Annotated in this window: 22 protein-coding genes; 14 read left to right on the top strand and 8 right to left on the bottom strand. The window is 68.3% G+C overall.

The window, feature by feature from the left end; translation table 11 throughout:
- Positions 1-21: 21 nt before the first annotated feature.
- Both corA and AC1DC5_RS02285 read right to left on the bottom strand, forming a co-directional pair.
- Positions 22-1,017 (bottom strand): magnesium/cobalt transporter CorA, encoded by a 996-nt coding sequence (gene corA, locus AC1DC5_RS02280; RefSeq protein WP_476864029.1) that lies wholly within the window; start codon positions 1,015-1,017, stop codon positions 22-24.
- Between the two features lie 75 nt (positions 1,018-1,092).
- Positions 1,093-1,608, bottom strand: coding sequence for an Lrp/AsnC family transcriptional regulator (locus AC1DC5_RS02285; protein ID WP_476864030.1), 516 nt, complete (start codon positions 1,606-1,608; stop codon positions 1,093-1,095).
- A gap of 157 nt (positions 1,609-1,765) precedes the next feature.
- Between AC1DC5_RS02285 and AC1DC5_RS02290 the strand changes: the two genes are divergently transcribed.
- Entirely contained in the window at positions 1,766-3,016 is a 1,251-nt protein-coding gene (locus AC1DC5_RS02290; RefSeq protein ID WP_476864031.1) for an MFS transporter, read from the top strand.
- Here the strand turns inward: AC1DC5_RS02290 and AC1DC5_RS02295 are convergent.
- A complete protein-coding gene (locus tag AC1DC5_RS02295) occupies positions 3,013-3,519 on the bottom strand; it encodes an Lrp/AsnC family transcriptional regulator (protein WP_056425512.1) in 507 nt (168 codons plus the stop codon). The genes AC1DC5_RS02290 and AC1DC5_RS02295 overlap by 4 nt on opposite strands.
- 132 nt (positions 3,520-3,651) lie before the next feature.
- Between AC1DC5_RS02295 and AC1DC5_RS02300 the strand changes: the two genes are divergently transcribed.
- Positions 3,652-4,815 (top strand): trans-sulfuration enzyme family protein, encoded by a 1,164-nt coding sequence (locus tag AC1DC5_RS02300; protein ID WP_476864032.1) that lies wholly within the window; start codon positions 3,652-3,654, stop codon positions 4,813-4,815.
- 13 nt (positions 4,816-4,828) lie between these two features.
- Here AC1DC5_RS02300 and AC1DC5_RS02305 read toward each other — a convergent pair whose 3' ends face one another.
- A complete protein-coding gene (locus tag AC1DC5_RS02305) occupies positions 4,829-6,160 on the bottom strand; it encodes an MFS transporter (protein ID WP_476864033.1) in 1,332 nt (443 codons plus the stop codon).
- A 90-nt stretch (positions 6,161-6,250) separates the two neighbouring features.
- On the opposite strand from AC1DC5_RS02305, the gene AC1DC5_RS02310 reads away from it, so the two are divergent.
- Positions 6,251-7,234, top strand: coding sequence for a LysR family transcriptional regulator (locus tag AC1DC5_RS02310; protein WP_476864159.1), 984 nt, complete (start codon positions 6,251-6,253; stop codon positions 7,232-7,234).
- 226 nt (positions 7,235-7,460) lie between these two features.
- Here AC1DC5_RS02310 and AC1DC5_RS02315 read toward each other — a convergent pair whose 3' ends face one another.
- Positions 7,461-8,495 (bottom strand): nitronate monooxygenase, encoded by a 1,035-nt coding sequence (locus tag AC1DC5_RS02315; protein WP_476864034.1) that lies wholly within the window; start codon positions 8,493-8,495, stop codon positions 7,461-7,463.
- Between the two features lie 35 nt (positions 8,496-8,530).
- Here AC1DC5_RS02315 and AC1DC5_RS02320 point away from each other — a divergent pair, with 35 nt between their 5' ends.
- From AC1DC5_RS02320 to AC1DC5_RS02360, 9 genes are all read left to right on the top strand, one after another.
- The gene (locus tag AC1DC5_RS02320; RefSeq protein WP_476864035.1) at positions 8,531-9,469 is read left to right on the top strand and encodes an N-acetylglucosamine kinase; all 939 of its coding nucleotides are present in this window, start codon (positions 8,531-8,533) and stop codon (positions 9,467-9,469) included.
- Between the two features lie 45 nt (positions 9,470-9,514).
- On the top strand, positions 9,515-9,967 hold the full coding sequence (locus AC1DC5_RS02325) for an NUDIX hydrolase (RefSeq protein WP_441404438.1): 453 nt from the start codon (positions 9,515-9,517) through the stop codon (positions 9,965-9,967).
- Between the two features lie 252 nt (positions 9,968-10,219).
- The gene (gene rsgA, locus AC1DC5_RS02330) at positions 10,220-11,422 is read left to right on the top strand and encodes a ribosome small subunit-dependent GTPase A (protein WP_476864036.1); all 1,203 of its coding nucleotides are present in this window, start codon (positions 10,220-10,222) and stop codon (positions 11,420-11,422) included.
- Between the two features lie 286 nt (positions 11,423-11,708).
- A complete protein-coding gene (locus AC1DC5_RS02335) occupies positions 11,709-12,803 on the top strand; it encodes an ABC transporter ATP-binding protein (protein ID WP_476864037.1) in 1,095 nt (364 codons plus the stop codon).
- A complete protein-coding gene (locus tag AC1DC5_RS02340) occupies positions 12,803-13,543 on the top strand; it encodes an ABC transporter permease (protein WP_441404441.1) in 741 nt (246 codons plus the stop codon). Before AC1DC5_RS02335 ends, AC1DC5_RS02340 begins: the two co-directional genes overlap by 1 nt.
- Positions 13,540-14,286 carry an ABC transporter permease gene (locus tag AC1DC5_RS02345; protein WP_441404442.1) on the top strand — a complete coding sequence of 249 codons (747 nt, stop codon included), beginning with the start codon at positions 13,540-13,542 and terminating at the stop codon, positions 14,284-14,286. The genes AC1DC5_RS02340 and AC1DC5_RS02345 overlap by 4 nt, the downstream gene beginning before the upstream one ends.
- The gene (locus AC1DC5_RS02350; RefSeq protein ID WP_476864038.1) at positions 14,283-15,245 is read left to right on the top strand and encodes a glycine betaine ABC transporter substrate-binding protein; all 963 of its coding nucleotides are present in this window, start codon (positions 14,283-14,285) and stop codon (positions 15,243-15,245) included. The genes AC1DC5_RS02345 and AC1DC5_RS02350 overlap by 4 nt, the downstream gene beginning before the upstream one ends.
- Before the next feature lie 162 nt (positions 15,246-15,407).
- A complete protein-coding gene (locus AC1DC5_RS02355) occupies positions 15,408-16,628 on the top strand; it encodes a pyridoxal phosphate-dependent aminotransferase (RefSeq protein WP_476864039.1) in 1,221 nt (406 codons plus the stop codon).
- A gap of 69 nt (positions 16,629-16,697) precedes the next feature.
- Positions 16,698-17,552, top strand: a complete 855-nt coding sequence (locus AC1DC5_RS02360) for a PPK2 family polyphosphate kinase (protein ID WP_476864040.1) — start codon at positions 16,698-16,700, stop codon at positions 17,550-17,552.
- A gap of 28 nt (positions 17,553-17,580) precedes the next feature.
- Here the strand turns inward: AC1DC5_RS02360 and AC1DC5_RS02365 are convergent, their stop codons facing one another.
- Positions 17,581-17,811, bottom strand: coding sequence for an exodeoxyribonuclease VII small subunit (locus AC1DC5_RS02365; protein ID WP_476864041.1), 231 nt, complete (start codon positions 17,809-17,811; stop codon positions 17,581-17,583).
- Positions 17,812-17,897: 86 nt separating this feature from the next.
- Positions 17,898-19,184, bottom strand: a complete 1,287-nt coding sequence (xseA, locus tag AC1DC5_RS02370; RefSeq protein WP_476864042.1) for an exodeoxyribonuclease VII large subunit — start codon at positions 19,182-19,184, stop codon at positions 17,898-17,900.
- 232 nt (positions 19,185-19,416) lie between these two features.
- Here xseA and AC1DC5_RS02375 point away from each other — a divergent pair, with 232 nt between their 5' ends.
- A complete protein-coding gene (locus AC1DC5_RS02375; RefSeq protein ID WP_476864043.1) occupies positions 19,417-20,259 on the top strand; it encodes a hypothetical protein in 843 nt (280 codons plus the stop codon).
- A gap of 46 nt (positions 20,260-20,305) precedes the next feature.
- The gene (locus tag AC1DC5_RS02380) at positions 20,306-21,397 is read left to right on the top strand and encodes a 4-hydroxy-3-methylbut-2-enyl diphosphate reductase (protein WP_476864044.1); all 1,092 of its coding nucleotides are present in this window, start codon (positions 20,306-20,308) and stop codon (positions 21,395-21,397) included.
- A gap of 22 nt (positions 21,398-21,419) precedes the next feature.
- Here AC1DC5_RS02380 and AC1DC5_RS02385 read toward each other — a convergent pair whose 3' ends face one another.
- Entirely contained in the window at positions 21,420-22,730 is a 1,311-nt protein-coding gene (locus AC1DC5_RS02385; protein WP_476864045.1) for a DNA recombination protein RmuC, read from the bottom strand.
- Between the last annotated feature and the right edge of the window lie 99 nt (positions 22,731-22,829).

Below are 22,829 nucleotides of genomic sequence, written 5' to 3' on the forward strand. Positions count from 1 at the left end.
GAACGTCCGTGGGTAATGCAGCTAGAGCCAGCCCTTCCTCTTGAAAATGCCGTACATCAGGGCGGCTGTGCCGGCCATCAGCCCGATCGCCATCGGGTAGCCGAAGCTCCACTGCAGTTCGGGCATCCGCTCAAAGTTCATGCCATAGACGCCCGCAACAAAGGAGGGTGCGAAGAAGATCGCAGCCCAGGACGAGATCTTCTTCACCTGCTCGTTCTGCTCCGCGCTGGCCTCGTTCTGGCGGTTGGCTGTCAGCGTGCCGTCGAGCGTGAGGGCGTTCTGCAGGAGGTCCCGGAAAGAATCGGCGCGGGAGACCAGCCGCTCCACATGGTCCTCGACGTCGCGGAGGTTGTGCTGGAGCTCGGAATTGACCTGGTACTTTTCGAAGCCGCGCCGCAGGGCCTCCATCATGGCCGGGAGCGGGTGGATGGCGCGCTGGAACTGGATGACCTCGCGGGCCAGTTCGTAGATCCGCCGGGAGACGGTGGAGTCGCCGCTGAACAGCTGGTCCTCGATCTCGTCGATGTCGTTCTCCAGCCCCGCCACGACGGGCACGTAGTCATCCACCACCTGGTCCATCAGTGCGTAGAGGACAGCTTCCGGGCCGTGGCACAGGAGGTCGGGGCGCCGCTCCAGCTTCCGCCGCACCTGGGCCACCCCGCCGGTCTCGGCGTGCCTGACGGTGACCACGAAGTTCTTGCCGGTGAACACGTGGAGTTCGCCGAATTCCACGGTTTCGGTCTCGTCCAGATACCGCGCGGGCCGCAGCACGGTAAAGAGGTTGTCGTCATAGCGTTCGAGTTTGGGGCGCTGGTGGGCCGAGATCGCATCCTCCACGGCGAGCCTGTGCAGCCCAAACTCCGCCGCGACGGCCGCCATTTCGACTTCCGTCGGCCGGTAGAGGCCGATCCACGCCATCCCGCCGTGCTCGTTCAGGGTCTCAAAGGTCTGCTCGAGGCTCTGCGGCTCGGCGCTGCGGACGCCGTCAACGTAGACGGCGTTATCGATGATAGTCACCGGGCCATTATCCCGGCTTCTGCGGACGTGGCCGCGCGGGCACGGCGGGCCACGGCGTACGGCGTGCCCGGCACGTCACTTTGACCGGGCGGGGGCCGGCGAGCTGCCTTGGGCGAGCCGGCTGATCAGCGGTTCGGTGCGGTACTGGATGTGCGTGTGCAGGGCAAGGACCGTCTCGGTCCGGATGACCCCCTTGATCCGGAGGATGGAGCGCAGGGCGGCCTGCAGGTTGTGCGTGTCGGTGGCCACCACGCGGCACCATACGTCGCCGCGCCCGGAGATCTCGTGGACTTCCAGGACCTGCGCGATCAGGCGCAGGGCGCCAACCACGCCGTCGAGTTCCCGGTGGTTGACCTCGATCGTGACGAAGGCGACGACGTCGTAGCCCACCGCCTCAAGATCGATTTCGCGGCCGCCGTCGTGCAGCAAACCGGAGCGCTGCATGCGCCGCACGCGGGACTGCGCCGTGTTGCGGGCGATGCCCAGGGTGTCGCTGAGTTCCCCGATCTGGATCCGCGGATCACGGATCAGTTCCAGCAGAATCTTCAGGTCGGTGGGGTCCAGGCTGTTCAAATCATCACTCCGGTTCATTCTGGCGGGGCTGGATTGACTGTTTTGATCAATCTTGGCACGTAAATCAGTCCGAAGGGTCAGCAATGTTGCATTCTTTAGGTATCAAAATCTTCACGGGCTGGCGGTTCCCCCATCACAGGGAACACGCGGCCCGCTTTCACGCAAGGGCACGGACATGACGGTCTTCAGCGAACTTCGCATGCGCCCGGCCACGGCAGACCGCTGGGCCTGGGACGCTTCCACGACGGCGCGGCTGGTGATGGCCGGCGTCGTGATCTTCACGCTGCTGGTCGGGGCGAATCTCGCCACCCCGCTGTACCCGCTGCTGCAGGCCAAGCTCGGGATCACTGCACTCGATGTCACCGTGGCCTTCTCCGCTTACGTCCTGGCACTCGTGGCCACCCTGATCCTGGCCGGCCACTGGTCCGACCACATCGGCCGCCGTGCCGCCCTGGTGCTCGCGGTGCTCGTCGGCCTCGCCGGCGGCTCCGTCTTCGCCACGGCCGACAACCTGCTCGCGCTGTGCGCCGGCCGGGCCCTGCAGGGTATTGCGGTGGCGCTCGCAACCGGTGCCAGTTCGGCGGCCCTGCGGGAGCTGCTGCCCAGCCGCCCCGGATGGGCCTCCAGATTCACCCTGCTGGCGTCCGCCGGCGGCGTGGCGGCCGGGCCCGCCATCGGGGGAGTGCTCTCGCTGCTGCCCGGTCCCACCTCCACACCGTATTTCGTGCATTCCATGGTCCTCGCTGCGCTGCTGGTTCCGCTGTCCCTGCTCAAGGCCCGGCCGGCCATCACCTCGCATACGGGTCCGCAGCCGCTGCGGGTGCTGGCGCCCCGCCGGCCGTCGGTGTCCAGTGAGGCGCGCGGCGCCTTCTGGCTGGCGTCCTCCGTGGGGTTCCTCAGCTTCACCGTGTTCGGCTTCTGCCTCTCCCTGGCACCGGGCTATTTCGCCCAGATCGTCCACGCCGATTCGCGGCCGCTGATCGGCCTGCTGGCGGGACTGACCCTCGGGTCCTCCGCGCTCAGCCAGCTGCTCGCCGTGCGGGGGCGGTTTGTGGTGCCGACCGGACTCGGCATGCTGGCCGGGTCGGTGCTGCTGATCGCGGCGGCTGCCGCCTGGAGCAGCCCCTGGCTGCTGATCCTCGCGAGCATCACCGCCGGCTTCGGGCAGGGAGTGGCATTCCGGACGGTCTTCAACGATGTGGCCGGGAAAGTGGAGGCCGCGCGTCACGCCCAGATCATCAGCACCGTCTACGTCATCACGTACCTCGGCAGCGCTCTCCCCGTCATCGGGCTGGGCCTCGCCGCCGGCGTTGTCGGCCTGCAGGCAGCGGTAGCCGGCTTCGTTGTTGTCTGTGCGATCGCGGCCGTGATCCTCGCGGTCATCACGCTGCGGGCGGCGCTGCGCCCGGCCGCCCGAACGTCCTAGTCGGGCAGCGGGCCCTGGTTGCCCTGGATGTGGTCGAACACGAGCGTGGTTTCCGTGTGGCCCACCACGGGATCGGTGGCCAGATTATCCAGCACCCAGTCGCGGAGGTCCTCGGTGGTGGCGACCGCGATGTGCAGCAGGTAGTCCACCGAACCGGACGTGTGGAAGGTGGAGAGCACGGCCGGAAGTTTGGGCACCCGGGACGTGAAGCGGTCGATCTGCTCGCGGTCGTGGGCGCGGAGCCTGACGGCAATGAGGGCCTGCACGGAGCGGCCGATCGCGGACAGGCTCAGCTTCGCCTCGAAGCCCTGGATAATCCCGCGGTCTGAGAGGGCGCGGGTGCGCATTAGGGCGGTGGACGGCGCGATGCCGACTAGCTCGGCCAGTTGCTTGTTGGAGATGCGGGCGTCGGCGACGAGTGCCGCGAGCAGGCGCTCGTCGATAGCGTCCAGCGGCTCGCCGGCACCCGCTCCCGGCCGAAGATTCTTCGCACTGCTACTCACGGATCCTCCTTGAAGTGTTGTCCGTTCATCATAAAGGGCACATTCCAACACTTCCATTCACGGTCTCTACAAAACTCCGAATTATTGCCAGATACTTGCGGAATTCAATGGCGAATATTCATAAGGAGCAACGTGCTTTCTCAAGACTCGCTGGCGGTCCACGCCGGCCGGAACGGCCTCACTGAACTGGGCGTGCACGCGGTGCCGATCGATCTTTCCACCACCGCGCCGCTTCCCTCGGTGCACGACGGCGGACTCGCCTATGAGCACATGGCCACGGGCGGCACGCACCAGGATGGCCAGAGCACCGTCTACCAGCGGCTCTGGAATCCCACCGTGGCACGGTTCGAGGAAGGCGTCGCCGTCCTCGAAGACGCGCCGGAGGCCGTCGCGTTCGCCACGGGGATGGCGGCACTCACCGCGGTGCTGCTCGCCGTCGTCGCCACCGGGAAGAAGCATGTGGTGGCGGTGCGGCCGCTGTACGGCGGAAGCGACTACCTCCTTGCCTCCGGCGTGCTCGGCAACGCTGTCACCTTCACCACCCCGGAGGGCGTCCACGCCGCGCTCCGGCCCGACACCGGCCTGGTGATCCTCGAAACGCCGGCCAACCCGAGCCTGGAGCTCGTCGATATCGCCCGCGTGGCCGCCGCCGCGGACGGAGTCCCGCTGCTGGTCGACAACACCTTCGCGAGCCCGGTCCTCCAGCAGCCGTTCCGGCACGGTGCCGCCATGGTGCTGCACAGCGCCACCAAGTTCCTCGGCGGCCACGGCGACGCCATGGGCGGCGTAGTGGCCGCCGCACCCGAATGGACCACGAGGCTGCGCCAGATCCGCGCCGTCACCGGCGGCATCCTCACCCCGTGGCCGGCCTACCTGCTCCACCGCGGGCTGGCCACGCTGCCGGTCCGCGTGCGCGCCCAGCAGGCCAGCGCCCAGAAGGTCGCCGTTGCCCTGGCCGGACACGGTCTGGTCCGGCGCGTCTTCTATCCGGGGCTGCCCGAGTGCGATCCGCAGGGCCTGATCGGGACGCAAATGGCCGGCCCCGGCTCGCTGATGGCCTTCGAGGTGGACAGCGCTGAGCATGCCGAACGGATTCCGGGTGCGGTCGGAATGATCACCCATGCGGTTTCGCTGGGCGGCATCGACACACTGATCCAGCATCCGGCCGGACTGACCCACCGGCCGGTTGCCGCCGATGCCAAGCCGCACGCCAGCCTGCTGCGCGTGTCAGTGGGCCTGGAGGATCCCGCCGACGTCGTGGCCGACCTCGTGCAGGCCATCGAAGCTACGCGCTAACGCTCTCCGCCGGTTACGGTGCCGGCGGCGCCGCGGCCGCCGGCGCCGGCCGGGCGGGATGCACGACGGCGGTGATCACCGCCGTCGTGCAGGCCAGCCCGATGACGGTCAGGGCCAGCGCCGTCCAGCCGAGCGACTGGAACACCAGCCCGCCGGCCCAGCCGATGACGCTGGATCCGAGGTAGTAGGCGAGGTTGTAGAGCGACGCCGCCTGGGCCCGGCCGGTCGAGGCGATCACGCCGGTCCAGCCTGCGCCGATGCTGTGCGCCGCGAAGAAGCCGCCGGTAAACAGGAGCAGGCCCGCCATGATGAGTGCCAGAACCTGGGTGAGCGTCAGGGCCAGGCCCGCCACCATCAGCACCGTGCCCGCGATCAGCACCGTGCGCCGGCCGAACCGCGCCGCCAGACCGCCGGCCCAGCGGGAGGAGACCGTCCCGGAGAGGTAGGCCAGGAAGATGAGGCTGATGATGGTGGCCGGCAGGCTGAAGGGTTCCCCGGAGAGCCGGAAACCAAGGTAGTTGTAGACGGCCACGAAGCCGCCCATCAGCAGGAACGCCTGGACGTAGAGGGCCAGCAGCCGCGGATTCCTGCCGTGGCCCGTCAGTGTCCGGAGGGCTCCGCGGAAGCCGCCGGCCGCCGCTGCGGTGAAGCCGCGCGCCTGTGGCACCAAGACCAGGAACAGGGCCGCCGCGGCGGCGGCGAGGACCGAGACGGCCAGGGCTGCGGCCCGCCATCCCCACAGTTCCCCGGCCACGCCGGCCAGCAGCCGCCCGGCGAGTCCGCCCAGGGTGGTGCCGGCGACGTAGGTTCCGGCGGCCAGTGCGGCGTGGGCCCTGTCGACCTCCTCGTTGAGGTAGGCGATGGCGATCGCGGGGATGCCGCCCAGTGCCATGCCTTCGAGCATCCGGAGGCCCAGCAGCATCGGGAAACTGGTGGCCAGCGGAACCAGCAGGCCCAGGACCGTGGCGGCCGAGATGCCCCACATCATGGCCCGGACCCTGCCGATCCGGTCGGCCAGGAAGGACCAGGGCAGCACTGTGACCGCCAGGCCCACGGTGGCCAGCGAGATGGTCAGCGCCGCCTCTGCGGCCGTGACCTGCAAGTCCGCCGCCATCATGGGCAGGACGGCCTGGGTGGAATAGAGCTGGGCGAACGTGGCGACGCCGGCGAACGCCAGTCCCGCGAGGATCTTCCGGTAGGCAGCGGACCCCTTGGCATGCCCCGGCCAGGCGGGAACCCCGGCGGCGTCTGCGACTCCTGCCGCTGCCGGTACGCCGTCTGTTGCGGTGCCCTCCCGGACGGGGCCGGTGGAAGCGGGGCGGGGGAACGGCAGGAGTCGTGGCATGTCCCCAGACTAGGCTTCCGCCGAACATGCTTCCAATGCATGATTCACATAGAATTCATAGCAAATACGGAACTGATTGGAGCGCGGACCATGGACGTGGAGCACAAACACCTGGTCCAGCTGCTGCCGCTGCTGCCGTTGCTGGCTGAGCTCGGGCGCACCCAGCACGTCACTGCGACCGCCGACGTGCTGGGGCTGCCCCAGTCGACGGTCAGCCGGAGCATCGCGCGGGCCAGCAGCATCATCGGGACGGAACTGCTGATCCGCGACGGCCGCGGTGTGCGGCTGACTCCCGCCGCCAAGGCGCTTCTGCCGCACATTGAGGCTGCGCTGGGCGAGTTCCAGGCCGGGCTGGACCTGGTCCGGCACGAATCGGAAGTGGTGCGGGGCCGGATCGCGGTGTCCTTCCAGCACACTTTTGGCGAGGCCATGCTGCCGCTGCTGATCAGTGCCTTCCGGAGCCGCCATCCGCAGCCGGCCTTCGAACTCAGCCAAGGCGCAAGGGATGGCTGCCTGGCCGAGCTCGCAGCCGGGGATGCGGACCTGGCCCTGACGGCTCCGATCGCCGCGCCGAGCCGACTGATTTCCTCGGCAGCCTTGTACCGGGAACCGCTGCGGCTGGTGGTCCACCACCGGCATCCCCTCGCCAGACGCCGCCGCGCCCGCCTCGAGGAGATCCGGCAGGACCCGTTCGTGGCGATGGGCCCCGGTTACGGCATGCGCTCGCTGACCGACGCCCTGTTCCGGGAGGCGGGCTTCCGGCCACGCATCGCCTTCGAGAGCCAGGACTCCCACACGGCCCGGGGACTCGTCTCGGCAGGACTCGGCGTGAGCATCCTCCCGCCGGGAGAGCTGGCCCCCGGCCGCACCCCAGCGGCGCAGGCCGGCGACCTGGGCTGGGTGGAGCTCGCCCTGGATTCCGGACTGGCCTTCCGCGAGATCGGCCTGGCCTGGCGGGAACGGCGCGGGGGAGCGGACGCCGAGCCGGACCCGGTGAGGCTGTTCCGCGAACTGGTGCTCAGCGAGGGCCCGGCACTGCTCACCGGCTTCGTCCGCGGACGCTCCGGCGCCTGAACAAGCCCCCGGCTCGGGCTTCGGGGCTGGCCCCTAGCGCGAGTTCGCCGGAAGGGTGCGAGTTCGCCGGAAGCTTTCGGCGACCCCGCACGTATCCGGCGATCTCGGATACCCGGCGGCCCTCCGACTTGGCGACCAGTCCGGCCGTCCGGCCCTCCGACCCCGACGGCGGCCGCGTCGGTGAACGACGGCAACCCCGACGGGCGGCGTTGGGTGCGGCGTGCCGTCAGCCCAGGAGACCCGCCATGACCTCCGCCACGGAACCGGCCCGGGCCTGCTGCCAGCCCGTCCCGGCCCAAAGGTTCAGCCGTTCCGCGTCTCCGGCCGCGGCCGCCGCCGCGCGCAGGGGAGCGGTGAGGTGGTGCACGGCGGGGTAGGACTCGGGGGCGTCGGGGTGGTCCCGGACAAACTCGTTGGCCAGCGCACGGGCCTGCCGCCCGGTGAAAGCCCTTGTCAGCCGGGTCTCCGTGAAACGCGGGCTGGCAAGGGCATCCTTGTGCAACTGCCGGGCGCCGCTCTCGTCCGTTCGAAGGAACGCGGTGCCCAGCTGGGCCGCCTGCGCCCCCGCGGCCAGCACCGCCTCCAGCCCTGCCCGGTCCATCACGCGGCCGGCGGCCACCAGCGGGAGTCCGACGGCGGACCGCACCAGGGTGACCAGCTCCGCCGTCGTGCCTGATTGGCTGTCATGGCGCCCGCTGGCGACCGGCTGGAAGGCCGCGCTATGCCCGCCGGCGCCGGCGTGCTGCACCACCAGCGCGTCAACGCCCTGTCCGGCCGCCTCAAGCGCCTCGGCAACAGTGGTCACAGTGGCGAGCACCAGGGAGCCGGCCCGCTGCAGCGCCCGGACAACGTCGGTCCCGGGCAGCCCGAAGGCAAAACTGACCAGTTCCACCGGAGCAGCCAGCAGGGCGTCCATCTTGCCGTGCCAGTGGTCGTCGTCGTCGAGCCGCAAGGGCGGGACGTCCACGCCGTACCGCAACGCATCCGGCCGCAGCCTGGCGCGGTATTCCTCAAGCTGCGCCCGCACGGCCGCTGACGGGGGCAGCTGCGCGGGATCGGGAACGAAGACGTTCATGCCGAACCGTGCCCCCGCGGCACGGGCACTGCGGATCTCCGCCTCCATGGCTGCCACGCTCTTGTAGCCCGCGGCCAGGAACCCCAGCCCGCCGGCGTCATGCACGGCCTTCACGAACGCCGAGGTGGAGGTCCCGCCGGCCATTGGGGCGGCAATGATGCGGGTGCCGAAGATGTCGTGCGACATGCTCACTCCTGTGCGTGATTCAGTAGGCTGTTCCGGTGACCCATTCTGACATCCCGCCGGCGGCGGACACCGTTCCCTCCACTGCTCCCGCGGCCGGCGCCGTGATCGGCCTCGATATCGGCGGGACCAAGACCCGGGGCGTCCGTTTCGAGGACGGCGCCGTGGTGGCGGATGAATCGGTAGGCAGCTCCAACGTCCAAAACGTCACCCGTGCGGAGGCGGCACTGCACCTCGCGGAGCTCTTCGCCAGGATCGGCGGCGGAACCGTGGCCCAGGTCTATGCGGGAGCCGGCGGCATCGACACCGACGCCGATGCCGAGGCACTCGCCGCGCTGATCGCGCCCCACGTGCCGGGCGCCCGGATCACCGTGGTCCACGATTCGCGGCTCCTGCTGGCTGCAGGAGGCGCCAGCACCGGCGTCGCCGTCATCGGCGGCACCGGATCGGCTGCCTGGGGCCGGAACGAACTCGGAGAGGAAGCCCGTGCCGGCGGCTGGGGCTATCTCCTGGGCGACGAGGGCAGCGGGTACTGGCTGGGCCGGGAAGCCGTCCGGCACAGCCTGCGCCGGATGAACCAGGGGCTGGAACCGGACGAACTCACCACGGCCCTGCTGGCCTCCTGCGGAGTTGATGACCCCAACAAGCTGATCGCGCTCTTCCATTCACCGGACACCGGACGCCGGTACTGGGCCGACAAGGCCCGGCTCGTGGTCGACGCTGCGGCCGGCGGCCACACCGCGAGCCAGGAACTCGTGGACCAGGCCGGCCGCGACCTGGCCGGGCTCGCGGAGCAGACGGTCCGGCAACTCGGGATCGACGGCCCGGTGATCCTGGGCAGCGGACTGGGCATGAACGTCCCGCGGCTGCAGGAATCGTTCCGCTCCGCCCTGGCCGCCGCGGGGATCACCGACGTGCGGATCCTTGAGCAGGATCCCGTATTTGGTGTGCTCCAGCTCGTGGCCGAGCAGGGCTGACCCGGCCTCAGCGCTACGCCACCGGCAGGCCACTACCCTTGAGGGATGAGCCTGAACTTTGACACCCGCCCCGCTGCCTACGCGGTCATCATTCGCGACGGCGCGATCCTGCTGGCGTACTGGAAGCAGGGCGGCAAGGAAGGCTGGACCCTGCCGGGCGGCGGGCTGGATCTGGGCGAGCACCCGGTTGATGGGTGCCGCCGGGAAATCTATGAGGAAACCGGGTACCACGCCGTGGTCGGCACCATGGTGGGGATCGACGTCGGGCATTGGCCGGCGGAAATCCGGATCGACGGCGGCGAACGGGATTTCCAGTCCCTCCGGCTCATCTACGAGGCCACCATCACCGGCGGGGAACTGCGGCACGAGGTCGATGGCAGCACCACGCACGCGGCCTGGATCCCGCTGGAGGACGTCGACGGGCTGAACAAGGTCTCGCTCGTCGACCTCGCGCTCCGGCTCTACCGGGAGCGGCCGCTGGACGGCAAACTTTCCTAACGGATTCCCTAGCCAGGCCGGCCGGGCCCGGTTACTCTGAAGAAGCCGCAGGGAGGACCCCAGCGGGATCAACCACAGGAAACGGATAGCGGGGAGGTGGAGACGATGACTGCAACAGTCAGGTGCGCGGTGCGCGCCCACATCAGCCACGTCATTATTCCTGCCCCGGCCATCAGCACCCACTAGCCGCAGCAGCTGCCAGATTCCACCAGCAGCGCGGCACGTGCACCGGGGCCCATCAAAGGGTTTTCGTTGACAACTTTTCTTGCACGTCCCGGCGCTTCCGGCGCCACCCACACCGGCACCAACAACCTTCCCGAAGGTCCCGCAGGCTACGGCTACACCGCGGCCGTCGCCGAACGCTTCGCTGACCACCCTCTGCCGGGCGGCACCGGCGCGGGCCGGGTCATCCGCGTGGACCGCAACCTGGTCCTGGTTGCCGCGCACCATACGATCCTCCACCTGCCCTATCCCAACACCGGGGAACTGCCCGCCACCGGGGACTGGGCCTGGCTGGGAACCAATACCGCGGGGGAGCCCGCCATTACGGGGATTCTGCCGCGCCACTCCGAGCTGAGCCGCAAACGCGCCTTCGAATCGTCGTCGGAGTCGCAGGTTCTCGGCGCCAACATGGACATCGTGGGCGTGGTGGTGCCCGTGGACCGGCCCCTCACCCACAACCGGCTCGAACGCACCCTCGTCGCGGCCTGGGACTCGGGTGCCACGCCGCTCGTCATCATCACCAAAGCGGACCTCGCGGACCTTGCGGACGACGTCGTCGGAAAGGTGATTCTCCAGGCCGCCGGCGTCGCGGTGGTCACCACGTCCGCGGAACAGGGAGACGGCCTCGACGAACTGCTGGGCCATCTCCCGCCCGGCGGCACCCTCGTGCTGCTGGGCCCGTCGGGGGCCGGCAAATCCACGCTCATCAACGCACTCGTCGGCGTCGATGTCCAGGAAACCGGGGCGGTGCGGGCCGGCGACGGAAAGGGCAAGCACACCACCACCTCCCGCGAGCTGGTGCCCCTGCCGGGCGGCGCCGTGCTGATGGACACCCCGGGGGTGCGCGGCTTCGGGCTGTTCGACGCCGATGGCGGTATGGCCGACATGTTCGGGGACGTAGAGGAACTCTTCGGGCAGTGCCGGTTCCCCGACTGTGCGCACGGCCGCGAACCAGGCTGCGCCGTGCAGGCCGCGATCGCGGACGGAACCCTGGAGGACCGCCGCTGGGCGAGCTACCTGAAACTCCAGCGCGAAATCGCGGCCCTGGCCCGGCGGCACGATTCGGCCGCCCGCCGCGCCTACGCACGGGAGTGGCACCAGAAAATATCCGCCGGAGGCAAGAGCCAGCGCGCCGCGGAAAGGGACAATCACGAGGCGGCGGAACAGCAGCGGACAAGGCGTGGCGGCAAGGGCCGGGGCGGGGCTTCCGGGGGCGGCCGGCCGGCCCGCTGACCGGGCAGGGCGCCAAGAAGCAACGCGGGGTCCCTAGCGGCCCATTCCGGCCGCTGGAATGGGCGCAATGTGACCCCGCGTTGCTTTGTTTCGGCGCGGCACCCATCCGATTTCGGCGGTGCACCGAATTGCTACGTCGGCCCCAGCGCCCTTGACGATGTCCCTGACTTTGTCCGCCTCGCTGGTTAGGCTGGGTTCTACGTGCTTTACAGCCAAAATTCGGCGTGTCTATGATCAGTTTGCTGGACTGTCCGATGTTGCCTCCAACAGTTAGGTATGCCCGGAAATGGCTGAAGCCATGATCGAGTTCCAGAGCGTCACCAAGCAGTACCAGAGCGGGCAGGCTGCGGTGGATGGGCTGACCATGTCCATCGACAAGGGTGCCATCACGGTCTTCGTCGGGCCCTCGGGCTGCGGCAAGACCACGTCCTTGCGGATGATCAACCGCATGGTCGAGCCGACGTCGGGGACCATCACCGTCGGAGGGGAGGACGTCACCTCGGTGCCGGCGGCGAAACTGCGCCGCTCCATGGGCTACGTCATGCAGTCGTCCGGGCTGATGCCGCACCGTTCCGTGCTGGACAACATCGCCACCGTGCCCCGGCTCAACGGCGTCTCCAAGACCGAGGCGCGCAAGCGCGCGCAGGAGCTGCTCGACGTCGTCGGGCTGGCGTCCGGGCTGGGCAAGCGGTACCCATCACAGCTTTCCGGCGGCCAGCAGCAGCGTGTCGGAGTGGCGCGCGCGCTCGCCGCTGACCCTCCCGTGCTGCTCATGGATGAGCCCTTCAGTGCCGTGGACCCCGTGGTCCGCGACGAACTCCAGCAGGAACTCCTCCGGCTCCAGCGGGACCTGGCCAAGACGATCGTCTTCGTCACCCACGACATTGACGAGGCCACCGTCCTGGGGGACAAGGTGGCGGTCTTCGGACTCGGCGGCAAACTCGCCCAGTACGCCACACCGGAGGAAATCCTCCGCGCCCCCGCCAACGACTTCGTGGCGTCCTTCGTGGGCCGGGACCGCGGCTTCCGGCACTTGGCCTTCAGCCCGTCCGACGGCGTCACCGTGCACCCGGCGCGGACCATCACCCCGGAAGAACTTGGGCATGACGGCAACGCCTCCGGCGAATGGCAGCTGGTGGTCGACGAGGCGCTGCGTCCCCTCGGCTGGTCCGGTCCGGGCAAGGGGGCCGCGACGGTTCCCGGCGGTTCCCTCTTCCGGAAGGGCGACACGCTCCGCCGGGCCCTCGACGCGGCACTGTCTTCGCCCTCCGGCCTCGGCGTCGCAGTGGACGCGGACGGCCGGGTGGCCGGGGTCATCACGGCCGAGGAAGTCCTCACCGTGATCGGGTCGGACCGCGATCTCCGCCAGGGCGCGCTCTGATGGAGTGGTTCCTGGCCAACAGCGCGCAGGTCTACAGCCTCGCGGGACAGCACCTGGTCCTGGCCATCCTGCCGATGATCTTCGGGGTGCTCATCGCCGTCCCGCTGGCCCAGCTCGCCCGGCAGAACCGGGGGCTGCGGTCCGTGGTCCTGACAGGGTCATCGCTGCTCTACACCATCCCGTCCCTGGCACTTTTCATCATCCTGCCGACCGTCCTCGGAACCCGGATCCTGGACCCGGCCAACGTCGTGGTGGCACTGACTATCTACGCCGTCGCCCTGCTGGTGCGCGCCACCCTGGACGCTTTTGACTCGGTGGACGAGGATCTCCGGCAGGCCGCCGTGGCCATGGGGTTCAAGCCCTTCGCCCGCTTCCTGCAGATCGACCTGCCGTTGTCCCTGCCGGTGCTTTTCGCCGGGCTGCGGGTGGTCTCTGTCAGCAACATCTCGCTGGTCAGCGTCGCGGCCCTGCTCGGCATCGGCAACCTCGGCATGCTCTTCACCTCGGGCCTGCAACGTGACTTCGTCACCGAGGTCGTGGTGGGCATCATCGCCATCCTCATCCTCGCGCTGCTGATGGACGCAGTCCTGGTCCTGCTCGAACGGCTGCTGACCCCGTGGACCCGCGCCGCGGCCGCCACCGGCGCCGCCACCGATTCAGCTGCCGGCCAGGACACGGCAGAAACAGCTGCCGGTGCGTTGCGGTTCGCGCGGCCCAAGACCGGAGGGGGAAACGCATGAGCAACGTCGTCACTGAGACTTTCGCGTGGCTCGCCGATCCCGTGAACTGGTCCGGCAGCGCCGGAATCCCGGCACGCCTCGCCGAGCACCTGTTTTACACCAGTCTGGTGATGGTGATCGCCACGGCCATCGCCGTCCCCATCGGGCTCTACGTCGGGCATACCGGCCGCGGGCGGGTCGGCGCAGTGGCCGTCGCCGGCGCCCTCCGCGCCCTGCCGACCCTCGGCCTGCTCACGCTGTTCGTCCTGCTGGCCGGCATCGGGCTCATGCCGCCGATCTGGGCCCTCGTGATCCTGACAGTTCCGCCGCTGCTGGCCGGCACGTACGCCGGCATCGCCAGCGTGGACCGAAACGTCGTCGACGCCGCGCGTGCCATGGGCATGACCGAACTCCAGGTGCTCTTCCGCGCCGAGTTCCCCAACGCGCTGCCAGTCATGTACGGCGGCTTCCGCACCGGCGTGCTCCAGGCCATCGCCACTGTCTCGGTGGTGGCGTACATCAACCTCGGCGGCCTGGGCCGGTACCTCTTCGACGGGCTGGTGCTCTCCGATTTCCCCCAGATGCTGGGCGGGTCCCTGCTCATCGCCGGCCTGGCCATCGCCGTCGACCTTGTCCTTGCCCTCATCCAGAGGCTGTTCCTGTCCCAGGGGGCCTCTTCCCAGCCAAACCGGAGCCAGCAGGCTGCGGTTGATCTCACAGACCCCGTACCTGCGGGGACTGTTGTTCAAGGAGGTACGTCATGAAGGAAACCCGCCAACGAGCACTCGGCAGGCGCGCATTCGGAGGCCTGGCCGCCGGCGTCGGCCTGGCCATGGCACTGTCAGCCTGTGCAGGCTCATCCAACCCGCTCTCCACGGCGCCCGCAACGGGCGGAGCCACGTCCGGTTCCGGTGCGGCGCTGGTGATCGGTTCCGCCGATTTCCCGGAGAGCCAGATCATCGCCGAGGTCTACGCTGGGGCGCTCAACGGAGCCGGCGTCACCGCGAGCACCAAGCCGAACATCGGTTCCCGCGAGGTCTACTTCAAGGCCGTCCAGGACGGATCGGTGGACATCATCCCCGACTACAGCGGAAACCTGCTGCTGCACGTCAGCAAGGACGCCACGGAGGTGTCGGCCGAGGACATCTACAAAGCACTGCCGGGCAAGCTGCCCCAGGGGCTGGCCGTGCTGGAGGCCGCCAAGGCCGAGGACAAGGACGCGATGGTCGTCACGAAGGCCACCGCGGAGAAGTATCAGCTGAAGTCGATCGAGGACCTCGCCAAGGTCTGCAGCCAAATCGTGATCGGCGCACCGGCGACCTTCGCCGAGCGCGCCTACGGCCTTCCCGGCCTCGAGAAAAACTACAACTGCGTGCCCAAGAAGCTGGAACCGTTCAGCGACGGCGGCGGCGCCGTGACGCTGAAGGCCCTCCTCTCCGACCAGGTCCAGGTGGCCGACATCTACACCACCACCCCGTCCATCGCGGACAACGACCTGGTGGTCCTGGAGGACCCGAAGAACAACTTCATCGCCCAGCAGGTCCTGCCGCTGTACAACACGGCCAAGATGACGGACAAGGCGAAGGAAACCCTCAACGCCGTGTCCAAGGTCCTGACCACTGAGGACCTCATCAACCTCAACCGCGCCGTCAGCGGCAGCCAGAAGCAGAACCCCAAGGACGCCGCGGCGGCCTGGCTCAAGGACAAGGGCCTGGTCAAGTAGGGCACTTCCAGGCTTTCTGACGCACGACGGCGGCCGCCACGCTTCCCCAGTTCCGGGGGAACGCGGCGGCCGCCGTCGCGCGTTCTGCCGCCTGTGACGGCGGCACGGCCCTGTGAGTCAGATCTAAGCGGAAGTACATCCTCCATATGGCATATTTGATGAATGGCAGATTTCAAGCAGTCCACCAAGCTTCATAATGTCCTTTACGACATCCGTGGACCGATCCTTCAGGCCGCCCAGCAGATGGAGGCAGAGGGTCACCGCATCCTCAAACTGAACATCGGAAACCCCGCCCCGTTCGGGTTTGAAGCGCCGGACGCGATCCTGGTCGACATGATCCGCCACCTGCCGCATGCCCAGGGCTACAGCGATTCCCGCGGAATTTTCTCCGCCCGCACCGCCGTCTCGCAGTACTACCAGACCCGCGGCATCCAGAACATCCACGTCGACGACATCTACCTCGGGAACGGCGTCAGCGAACTCATCACGATGTCGCTGATGGCACTGCTCAACGACGGCGACGAGGTCCTGATCCCCACCCCCGACTATCCGCTGTGGACCGCCTCCGTGGCCCTCGCCGGCGGGAAGCCCGTGCATTACCTCTGCGATGAGGACTCGGGGTGGCAGCCGGACCTGGAGGACATGGAAGCGAAGATCACGCCCCGCACCAAGGGCATCGTAGTGATCAACCCGAACAACCCCACCGGCGCCGTCTATCCCGAGGACACCCTCAAGAAGATCGTCGCGCTGGCCGAAAAGCACGGGCTCGTCCTCTTCGCCGACGAGATCTACGAGAAGATCCTCTATGAGGACGCCGTCCACGTGAACATGGCCAGCCTGACCGGCGACCATGTCCTGTGCCTGACCTTCAGCGGCCTGTCCAAGGCCTACCGCGTCTGCGGCTACCGGGCCGGCTGGATGGCCATCTCCGGGCCGAAGAAGGACGCCGCAGACTACCTCGAGGGCATCAACCTGCTCGCGAACATGCGCCTGTGCGCCAACGTCCCTGCCCAGCACGCCATCCAGACGGCGCTCGGCGGGTACCAGAGCATCAACGACCTCATCCTGCCGGGCGGACGTCTGCTGGAGCAGCGCAACAAGGCCTATGACATGCTCAACGCCCTTCCCGGGGTCAGCACCCAGCTGGCACGGGGAGCCATGTACCTCTTCCCGAAGCTTGACCCCGAGGTCTATCACATCCGCGACGACGAGAAGTTCGTCCTGGACCTCCTGCGCGAGCAGAAAATCCTGGTCTCCCACGGCCGGGCCTTCAACTGGGTCCGTCCGGACCACTTCCGCATGGTCACCCTGCCGCTGGTGAAGGACCTTGAAGAAGCAATCAACCGCATGGGGGACTTCCTGAGCCGGTACAAGGGGAACTAGGATTCGGGACAGCAGCGCTGCTGGAGGAACATCCGGTCGACGGGCTGCCCGAACCGGAAAGAGGCTTTGATGGCAGATGTCGTGGATTTCGACGAACACCCCTCCGAGATCCTGAGGGCAGGCAAGAAGTTCAGCCTCCGCGACGTCGACCCGGACTCAACCCCGGGCTACACCGGTGACAAGGCTGCCGGAGAGAAGCTGCTCGCCGAACTCGACGGCAAGCTCACGCAACTGCAGGAGCAACTCTTTGCGGAGTCCCGGACCGGTGGCAAGAAACGGGTGCTGCTGGTCCTGCAGGCCATGGACACCGCGGGCAAGGGCGGCATCGTCAATCACGTGATGGGCCAGATGAATCCGCAGGGCGTGCAGCTGAAGTCTTTCAAGGCGCCCACGCCCGAAGAGCAGTCTTACGATTTCCTCTGGCGGATCGAAAAAGAAGTGCCCGCGGCCGGAATGGTGGGGGTCTTCGACCGTTCCCACTATGAGGACGTCCTGATCCACCGCGTGCATCGTTGGGCCAACGCCGAGGAACTGGAGCGCCGGTACCGGGCCATCAACGAATTCGAGGCCCGGCAGGCGGCCGCCGGAACCAAAGTCGTCAAGGTCATGCTGCACATCAGCCGGGACGAGCAGCGGGAACGGCTGCTCGCGCGGCTGGAAGATCCCGCGAAAAGGTGGAAATACAGCGGCAACGACCTCAAGGAACGGGCCTTTTGGGAAGATTACATGGACGCGTACCAGGCCGCTTTTGAACAGACGAGCTCCGAGCTCGCCCCCTGGCACATAGTCCCCGCCGACAAGAAGTGGTACGCCCGGATTGCCGTCCAGCAATTGCTGCTGGACGCGCTGGAAGGACTGGCGCTTGAGTGGCCGGCCCCGGAGCTCGACGTCGACATGGAATCCGAGCTGGTGCGGCGCTCCTAGCTGTTCGGCCTTCGCTGAGACCCTATAACTAGCCGTCCTGTGCGGGCTTCTCGCGTGCCGCGGCGAGGCGCTTGCGGGCACCTTCGAGCCACTCTTCGCAGCGTTTGGCCAGTGCCTCGCCGCGTTCCCAGAGCGCCAGGGACTCCTCGAGGCTCGCCCCGCCGGCTTCCAGCCGGCTGACGACACCGACGAGCTGCTCACGGGCTTCCTCGTAGCTCAGACCCTCTATGTCGGTGTGCGGGGTTGTGTCTGCTGCCATGGCGTGTTGCTCCTTGCTGTGTCCCGCAGGACGGATTGTTCGGGTGTGGTGGCCGGCTGGCCCGTTGGGCCGGGCCGGCTGGGGAGTCACTCTTCGGCGGGTTCCTGGCCGCCGGTCGACTCCGCGGTGAACCGGCCCCCGGCCACGCGGACGGTCAACGGCATGCCCGACGGCGCCTGGTCGGGGTGCCGCACGACGTCCCGGCGGACCCCGGGATCCGACCCGGCGCCGGCGAGCTGCACCACGGCGTAGCCCCGGTCCAGGGTTTTCTGCGGCGAGAGGGCACGGACCTGGGCCTTGAGGTAGACCAGTTGGTCGGCGGCCCGGACGACGGCGGTGGTGACCGCCGCCTGGGAGCGGCCCTTGAGCCGTTCGACGTCGTCGTGCCGGATGCTGACCATAACCTCGGGGGACGCCAGTACGGGACGGGAGCGCAAGGAGGCCAGGCGGTCGGTTTCCCGGTCCACCAGCCGGACAGCGCCACGGCGCAGCTGGTCCCGGGCCTGGCGCACGCGCGCAAGCTCTTCCACGACGTCCGGGACGATCCGCTTGGCGGCGTCGGTCGGCGTGGAGGCGCGCAGGTCCGCGACATCGTCCAGGATCGGCCGGTCCGCCTCATGGCCGATTGCGCTCACCACCGGGGTGGCGGCCGCGGACACCGCCCGGATAAGTTCCTCATTGCTGAACGGCAGCAGATCTTCCAAGGCGCCGCCGCCACGGGCGATGACGATCACGTCCACATGGGGATCCGCATCCAGCTCGCGCAAGGCCGCGATCACCTGAGCGACCGCCGTATTGCCCTGCACGGCCACCTCGCGGATTTCGAATTCGACGGCGGGCCAGCGCAGGGCCGCGTTGCGGAGCACGTCCTTCTTGGCGTCCGAATCGCGGCCGGTGATCAGGCCGATCCGGTGGGGGAGCAAAGGCAGGCGCTTCTTGCGGGCATCGGAGAACAGCCCTTCCGCGGCCAGGGCATGGCGCAGCCGTTCGATCCTGGCGAGCAGGTCCCCGAGGCCCACGGGCCGGATGTCCTTCACGGACATGTTCAGCCGGCCGGTCTTAAGCCAGAATTCGGCCTTGATCAGAGCCACTACCCGGGACCCCCGTTCCAGCGGGATTTCCTGCCGATCCAGGACCTTGGTCCAGGCGGACGCCGGGAGGGAGATCTCGGCGTCAATGTCCCGCAGCGTCAGGTAGGCGTTGGTGCCGCGGCGGTTCATTTCGATGACCTGGCCTTCGACCCAGGCGGACGGGGCCCGGTCGATGTGCATCTTGAGTTTTTGGGACAGCAGCTGCAGCGGCCACGGGTTGTCCGGGCTGGTCTCGGCGGCAGTGGCCGGAACCGTAGTGGCAGCCGCGACGTCCTCAGACATGCCGGGACCCCGGGGCGGAGATGGCCTTGTGCATATGGTGGTTGTCCTTTGCCGGAGCGGGGCTGTCAGCAGGCACACCCCTCAGCGACTGCGCGTCCGGAAGGGCACCGGCAGACAACTCGAACGTGTCTGTTTCAACTCTATCCATAGCTCTACCATCGGGGACCGACTTTATCCTTCCGCAGGCCGCCCCCGTAGGATGGCACTACCCATCAACCTCCTAGGATTCTTTGTGCGCACTTTTGTCTCGGCCGTAGCGGTCCTCATCGGCCTTGTCCTGGCGGCTGTCGCTGTTCCGGCCATGTGGGTGGACCGGAACATTGTCCAGGAGGACGGCTTTGTGGCGTTCACCGCACCGCTCGGCAAGGACCCGGCATTCCAGGAGCGGCTGGCCTCGGCCTCCGTCGGCAGCCTTGGCGCGGACCGGATCCCCGAAGCACTCACCGGACTGGTCACACCCATTCTGGAAAGCGCCGCGCGGTCCCTGACCAGCATGCCCGGCTACCCCGACGCTTGGACCGAAACACTCCGCAAAAGCCACCGGCTGAACTTCGCCGACCCAGCTGCCGGCCCTGCCGCGGCCGACGGCGTCACAGTGCTGACCCTGGACCTTGCGCCACTTGTGGGTCTGGTGGCGAAGCAGGTGGCGGATGCCACGACCCTGCCTCTGGAGGGCCCGGATCAGTTGCTGATCACCATCGGACAGCCCGAACACCGGCAGCTCCTCGACCGGGTGGCCGCCTTCGCGCCGATGGGCTACGCCTTGGCGGCCGGCGCGCTGATCGCCTTCGCCTTGGCTTTCGTGGCGGCCCGGCGGCGCTGGGCAGTCCTTGCCGGGATCGGGCTCGGGACCCTCGTGCTGGCCGGCGTCTGGACGCTGGCCGCCGACGCCGCCGGGCGCTCGGTGACGGCCACGAGGAGCGGCAACGAAGTCGCGGAGATCTTCAAGAACGAGTTCGTCGTGGCCGCCAGCTCAAGTTTCGGGCAGTGGGTGCTGGCGGCCGCCATAGCAGGCGGTGTCCTGCTGGCGGCCGGACTCGTCCTGCGCGTCGTCGGCGGGCGCCGCCGCGCCTGAGTCCCGGCCACGACGGCGGCCCGCTCAACACCGGTAGCATTGGGGCATGACTTCCACCGCTGTTTCCATTCCGATGCCAACCGTTCCGCGCCGACGGCGTACGCCGGAAGAAGTCCTGGCGGCAGCCCCGGTCTCCGGCACAAAAAGGGTCCTCCTCGCAGCCCCGCGCGGCTACTGCGCCGGCGTCGACCGTGCGGTCATCGCGGTGGAAAAGGCGCTGGAACACTACGGTCCGCCGGTCTACGTCCGCAAACAGATCGTCCACAACGTGCATGTGGTCAGCTCACTGGAAGAAAAAGGCGCCATCTTCGTTGACGAGACCGACGAGGTCCCCGAGGGCGCGCTGGTGATCTTCTCCGCGCACGGTGTCTCACCGGCCGTGGTCCAATCCGCCGAGGACCGCGGGCTGCGGACCATCGACGCGACCTGCCCCCTCGTGACCAAGGTGCACAAAGAGGCTGTGCGCTTTGCCAAGGACGACTTCGACATCCTGCTGATCGGCCATGACGGCCACGAGGAAGTTGAAGGAACCGCGGGCGAGGCCCCGGAGCACATCCAGATCATCAACGGCCCGCACGAGGTCGACAAGGTCACGGTCCGGGACCCGGAGAAGGTCATCTGGCTGTCCCAGACCACCCTCAGCGTGGACGAAACAATGGAAACCGTCCGCCTCCTCAAGGAACGGTTCCCCACCCTGCAGGACCCGCCCAGCGACGACATCTGCTACGCGACCACCAACCGCCAGGTGGCCATCAAGAAGATCTCCCCGCAGGCCGAGCTCGTGATTGTGGTCGGATCGGCCAACTCCTCGAACTCGGTCCGGCTCGTGGAGGTGGCGCTGGAGTACGGTGCGAAGGCCTCCTACCGCGTGGACTTCGCCAACGAGGTGGACGAGACCTGGTTCGAGGGCGTGGCCACCGTCGGTGTCACCTCCGGTGCTTCGGTACCGGAAGTTCTGGTCAAGGACGTCCTGCGCCTGCTTGCCGATTACGGCTACGGCTCGGTCGAGGAAGTGGTCACGGCGGAGGAGGATCTGCTCTTCTCGTTGCCGAAGGAACTTCGCGCCACCCTGAAGCAGGCCGGCGACGTGACCCGTGCCCTCGGCGGCCGCGGGACGCGCGCTTCAGAGACCTCCTAGGCATCCGTAGCCGGCCGTTTTCCTAGGCGGCCGACTCCCGGTCCTCCTCGCCTGAAACGTCCCCTTCGTCGTCCATCCGGCGGCCACCGGACACGCCACCGGAACCAATGGCGGGCCCGTTCCCGGGCTGGAGTTCCGGGGCGGCCACGGAACGCGGCATCACCTCAACGGCCGCCGGCGTCGTCAGGCCCGCCGCGTCCAAGGCATTGAGCTTCCGTGCGGTCGGCAGCACCCGGGCCTCCAGCGTGCCCACCATGGAGTTGTAGCGGTCCACCGACGTCTTGAGCGACGCGCCCAGCTTCGTGACGTTCTCGCCAAGCGTTCCCATCCGCTCATAGAGCTGGTGGGCGAGTTCGAAGAGCTCCCGGGCACTGTCCGTCAGCACGTCCTGACGCCAGGTGAAGGCGACGGACTTCAGGACAGCCAGCAGGGTTGAGGGTGAGGCCAGCACGACGTTCCTGGACAGTGCGTAGTCCAGCAGGGCCGGGTCCGCCGACAGTGCGGCCGCAAGAATAGACTCGGCCGGCAGGAAGCAGACCACAAGCTCCGGGGAGTTGCCGGGAATGTCCCAGTACTTCTTGCTGCTCAGCGCGTCGACGTGGGCCTTCAGGGCCTTGGCATGGGCCAAGAGATGGGCCTGCTGCCCTGACAGGGTCTGCGCGTGCTGCTGCCCGCCGGCGGAGGCACCCAGCTCCTGCGCCGCCAGATAGGCCGTGAGCGGCACCTTGGCGTCGACCACTAGCTGCTTCGCGCCGGGAAGCTGCACCACAAGGTCGGGACGGACGCTGGTCTCCGCCGCGGCACCGTGCTGCTGGCCGCTGTGGACTTGTTCATGGAAATCGACATGGCGCAGCATCCCGGCCGCCTCGACCACGCGGCGCAACTGGACCTCGCCCCACTGGCCGCGGGCGCTGTTGGACCGCAGAGCGGACTCCAGAGCGTGCGTCGAGCGCAGCAACTGCTCGTCGGACAGACGGGCCTCCTGCAGCTGCTGGGCCAGCTGTCCGTACTGCTCCAGGCGGTCGCGTTCCAGCAGTGACACCTGCTGCTGCACCGCGGTGAGCTTTTCCGCCACCGGCGCCAGGGCCCGCAGGACACTGCCGTCCTGGTTGCGGGACTCGCCGAGGTCCCGGTTCTGCGCAGCCAGGAGCCGCCTCTCGGCGTCGGCCGCGGCGAACTGTGCGCTGACGTCCGAAAGCCGGGCCGACACGGCTTCGAAGTCCTGCTCCACGGCGAGCGTGCGGCGCCGGAGCAGCACGTAGACCACCGCTGCTCCGGCGACTGCGCCGACGAGCAGCATAAGCAAGGCAAGAATCAATCCAAAAGCGTCCATGCCTTCACTTTGGCATGCCCCTGTGACAGTTTCCGGATGACGCCCTGCGGACGGCGACGCAGTCCGCACGGCAGCGCGCGCAGGCGGCAGGTCAGGCGG

Source organism: Arthrobacter sp. 10L424 (assembly GCF_056395325.1).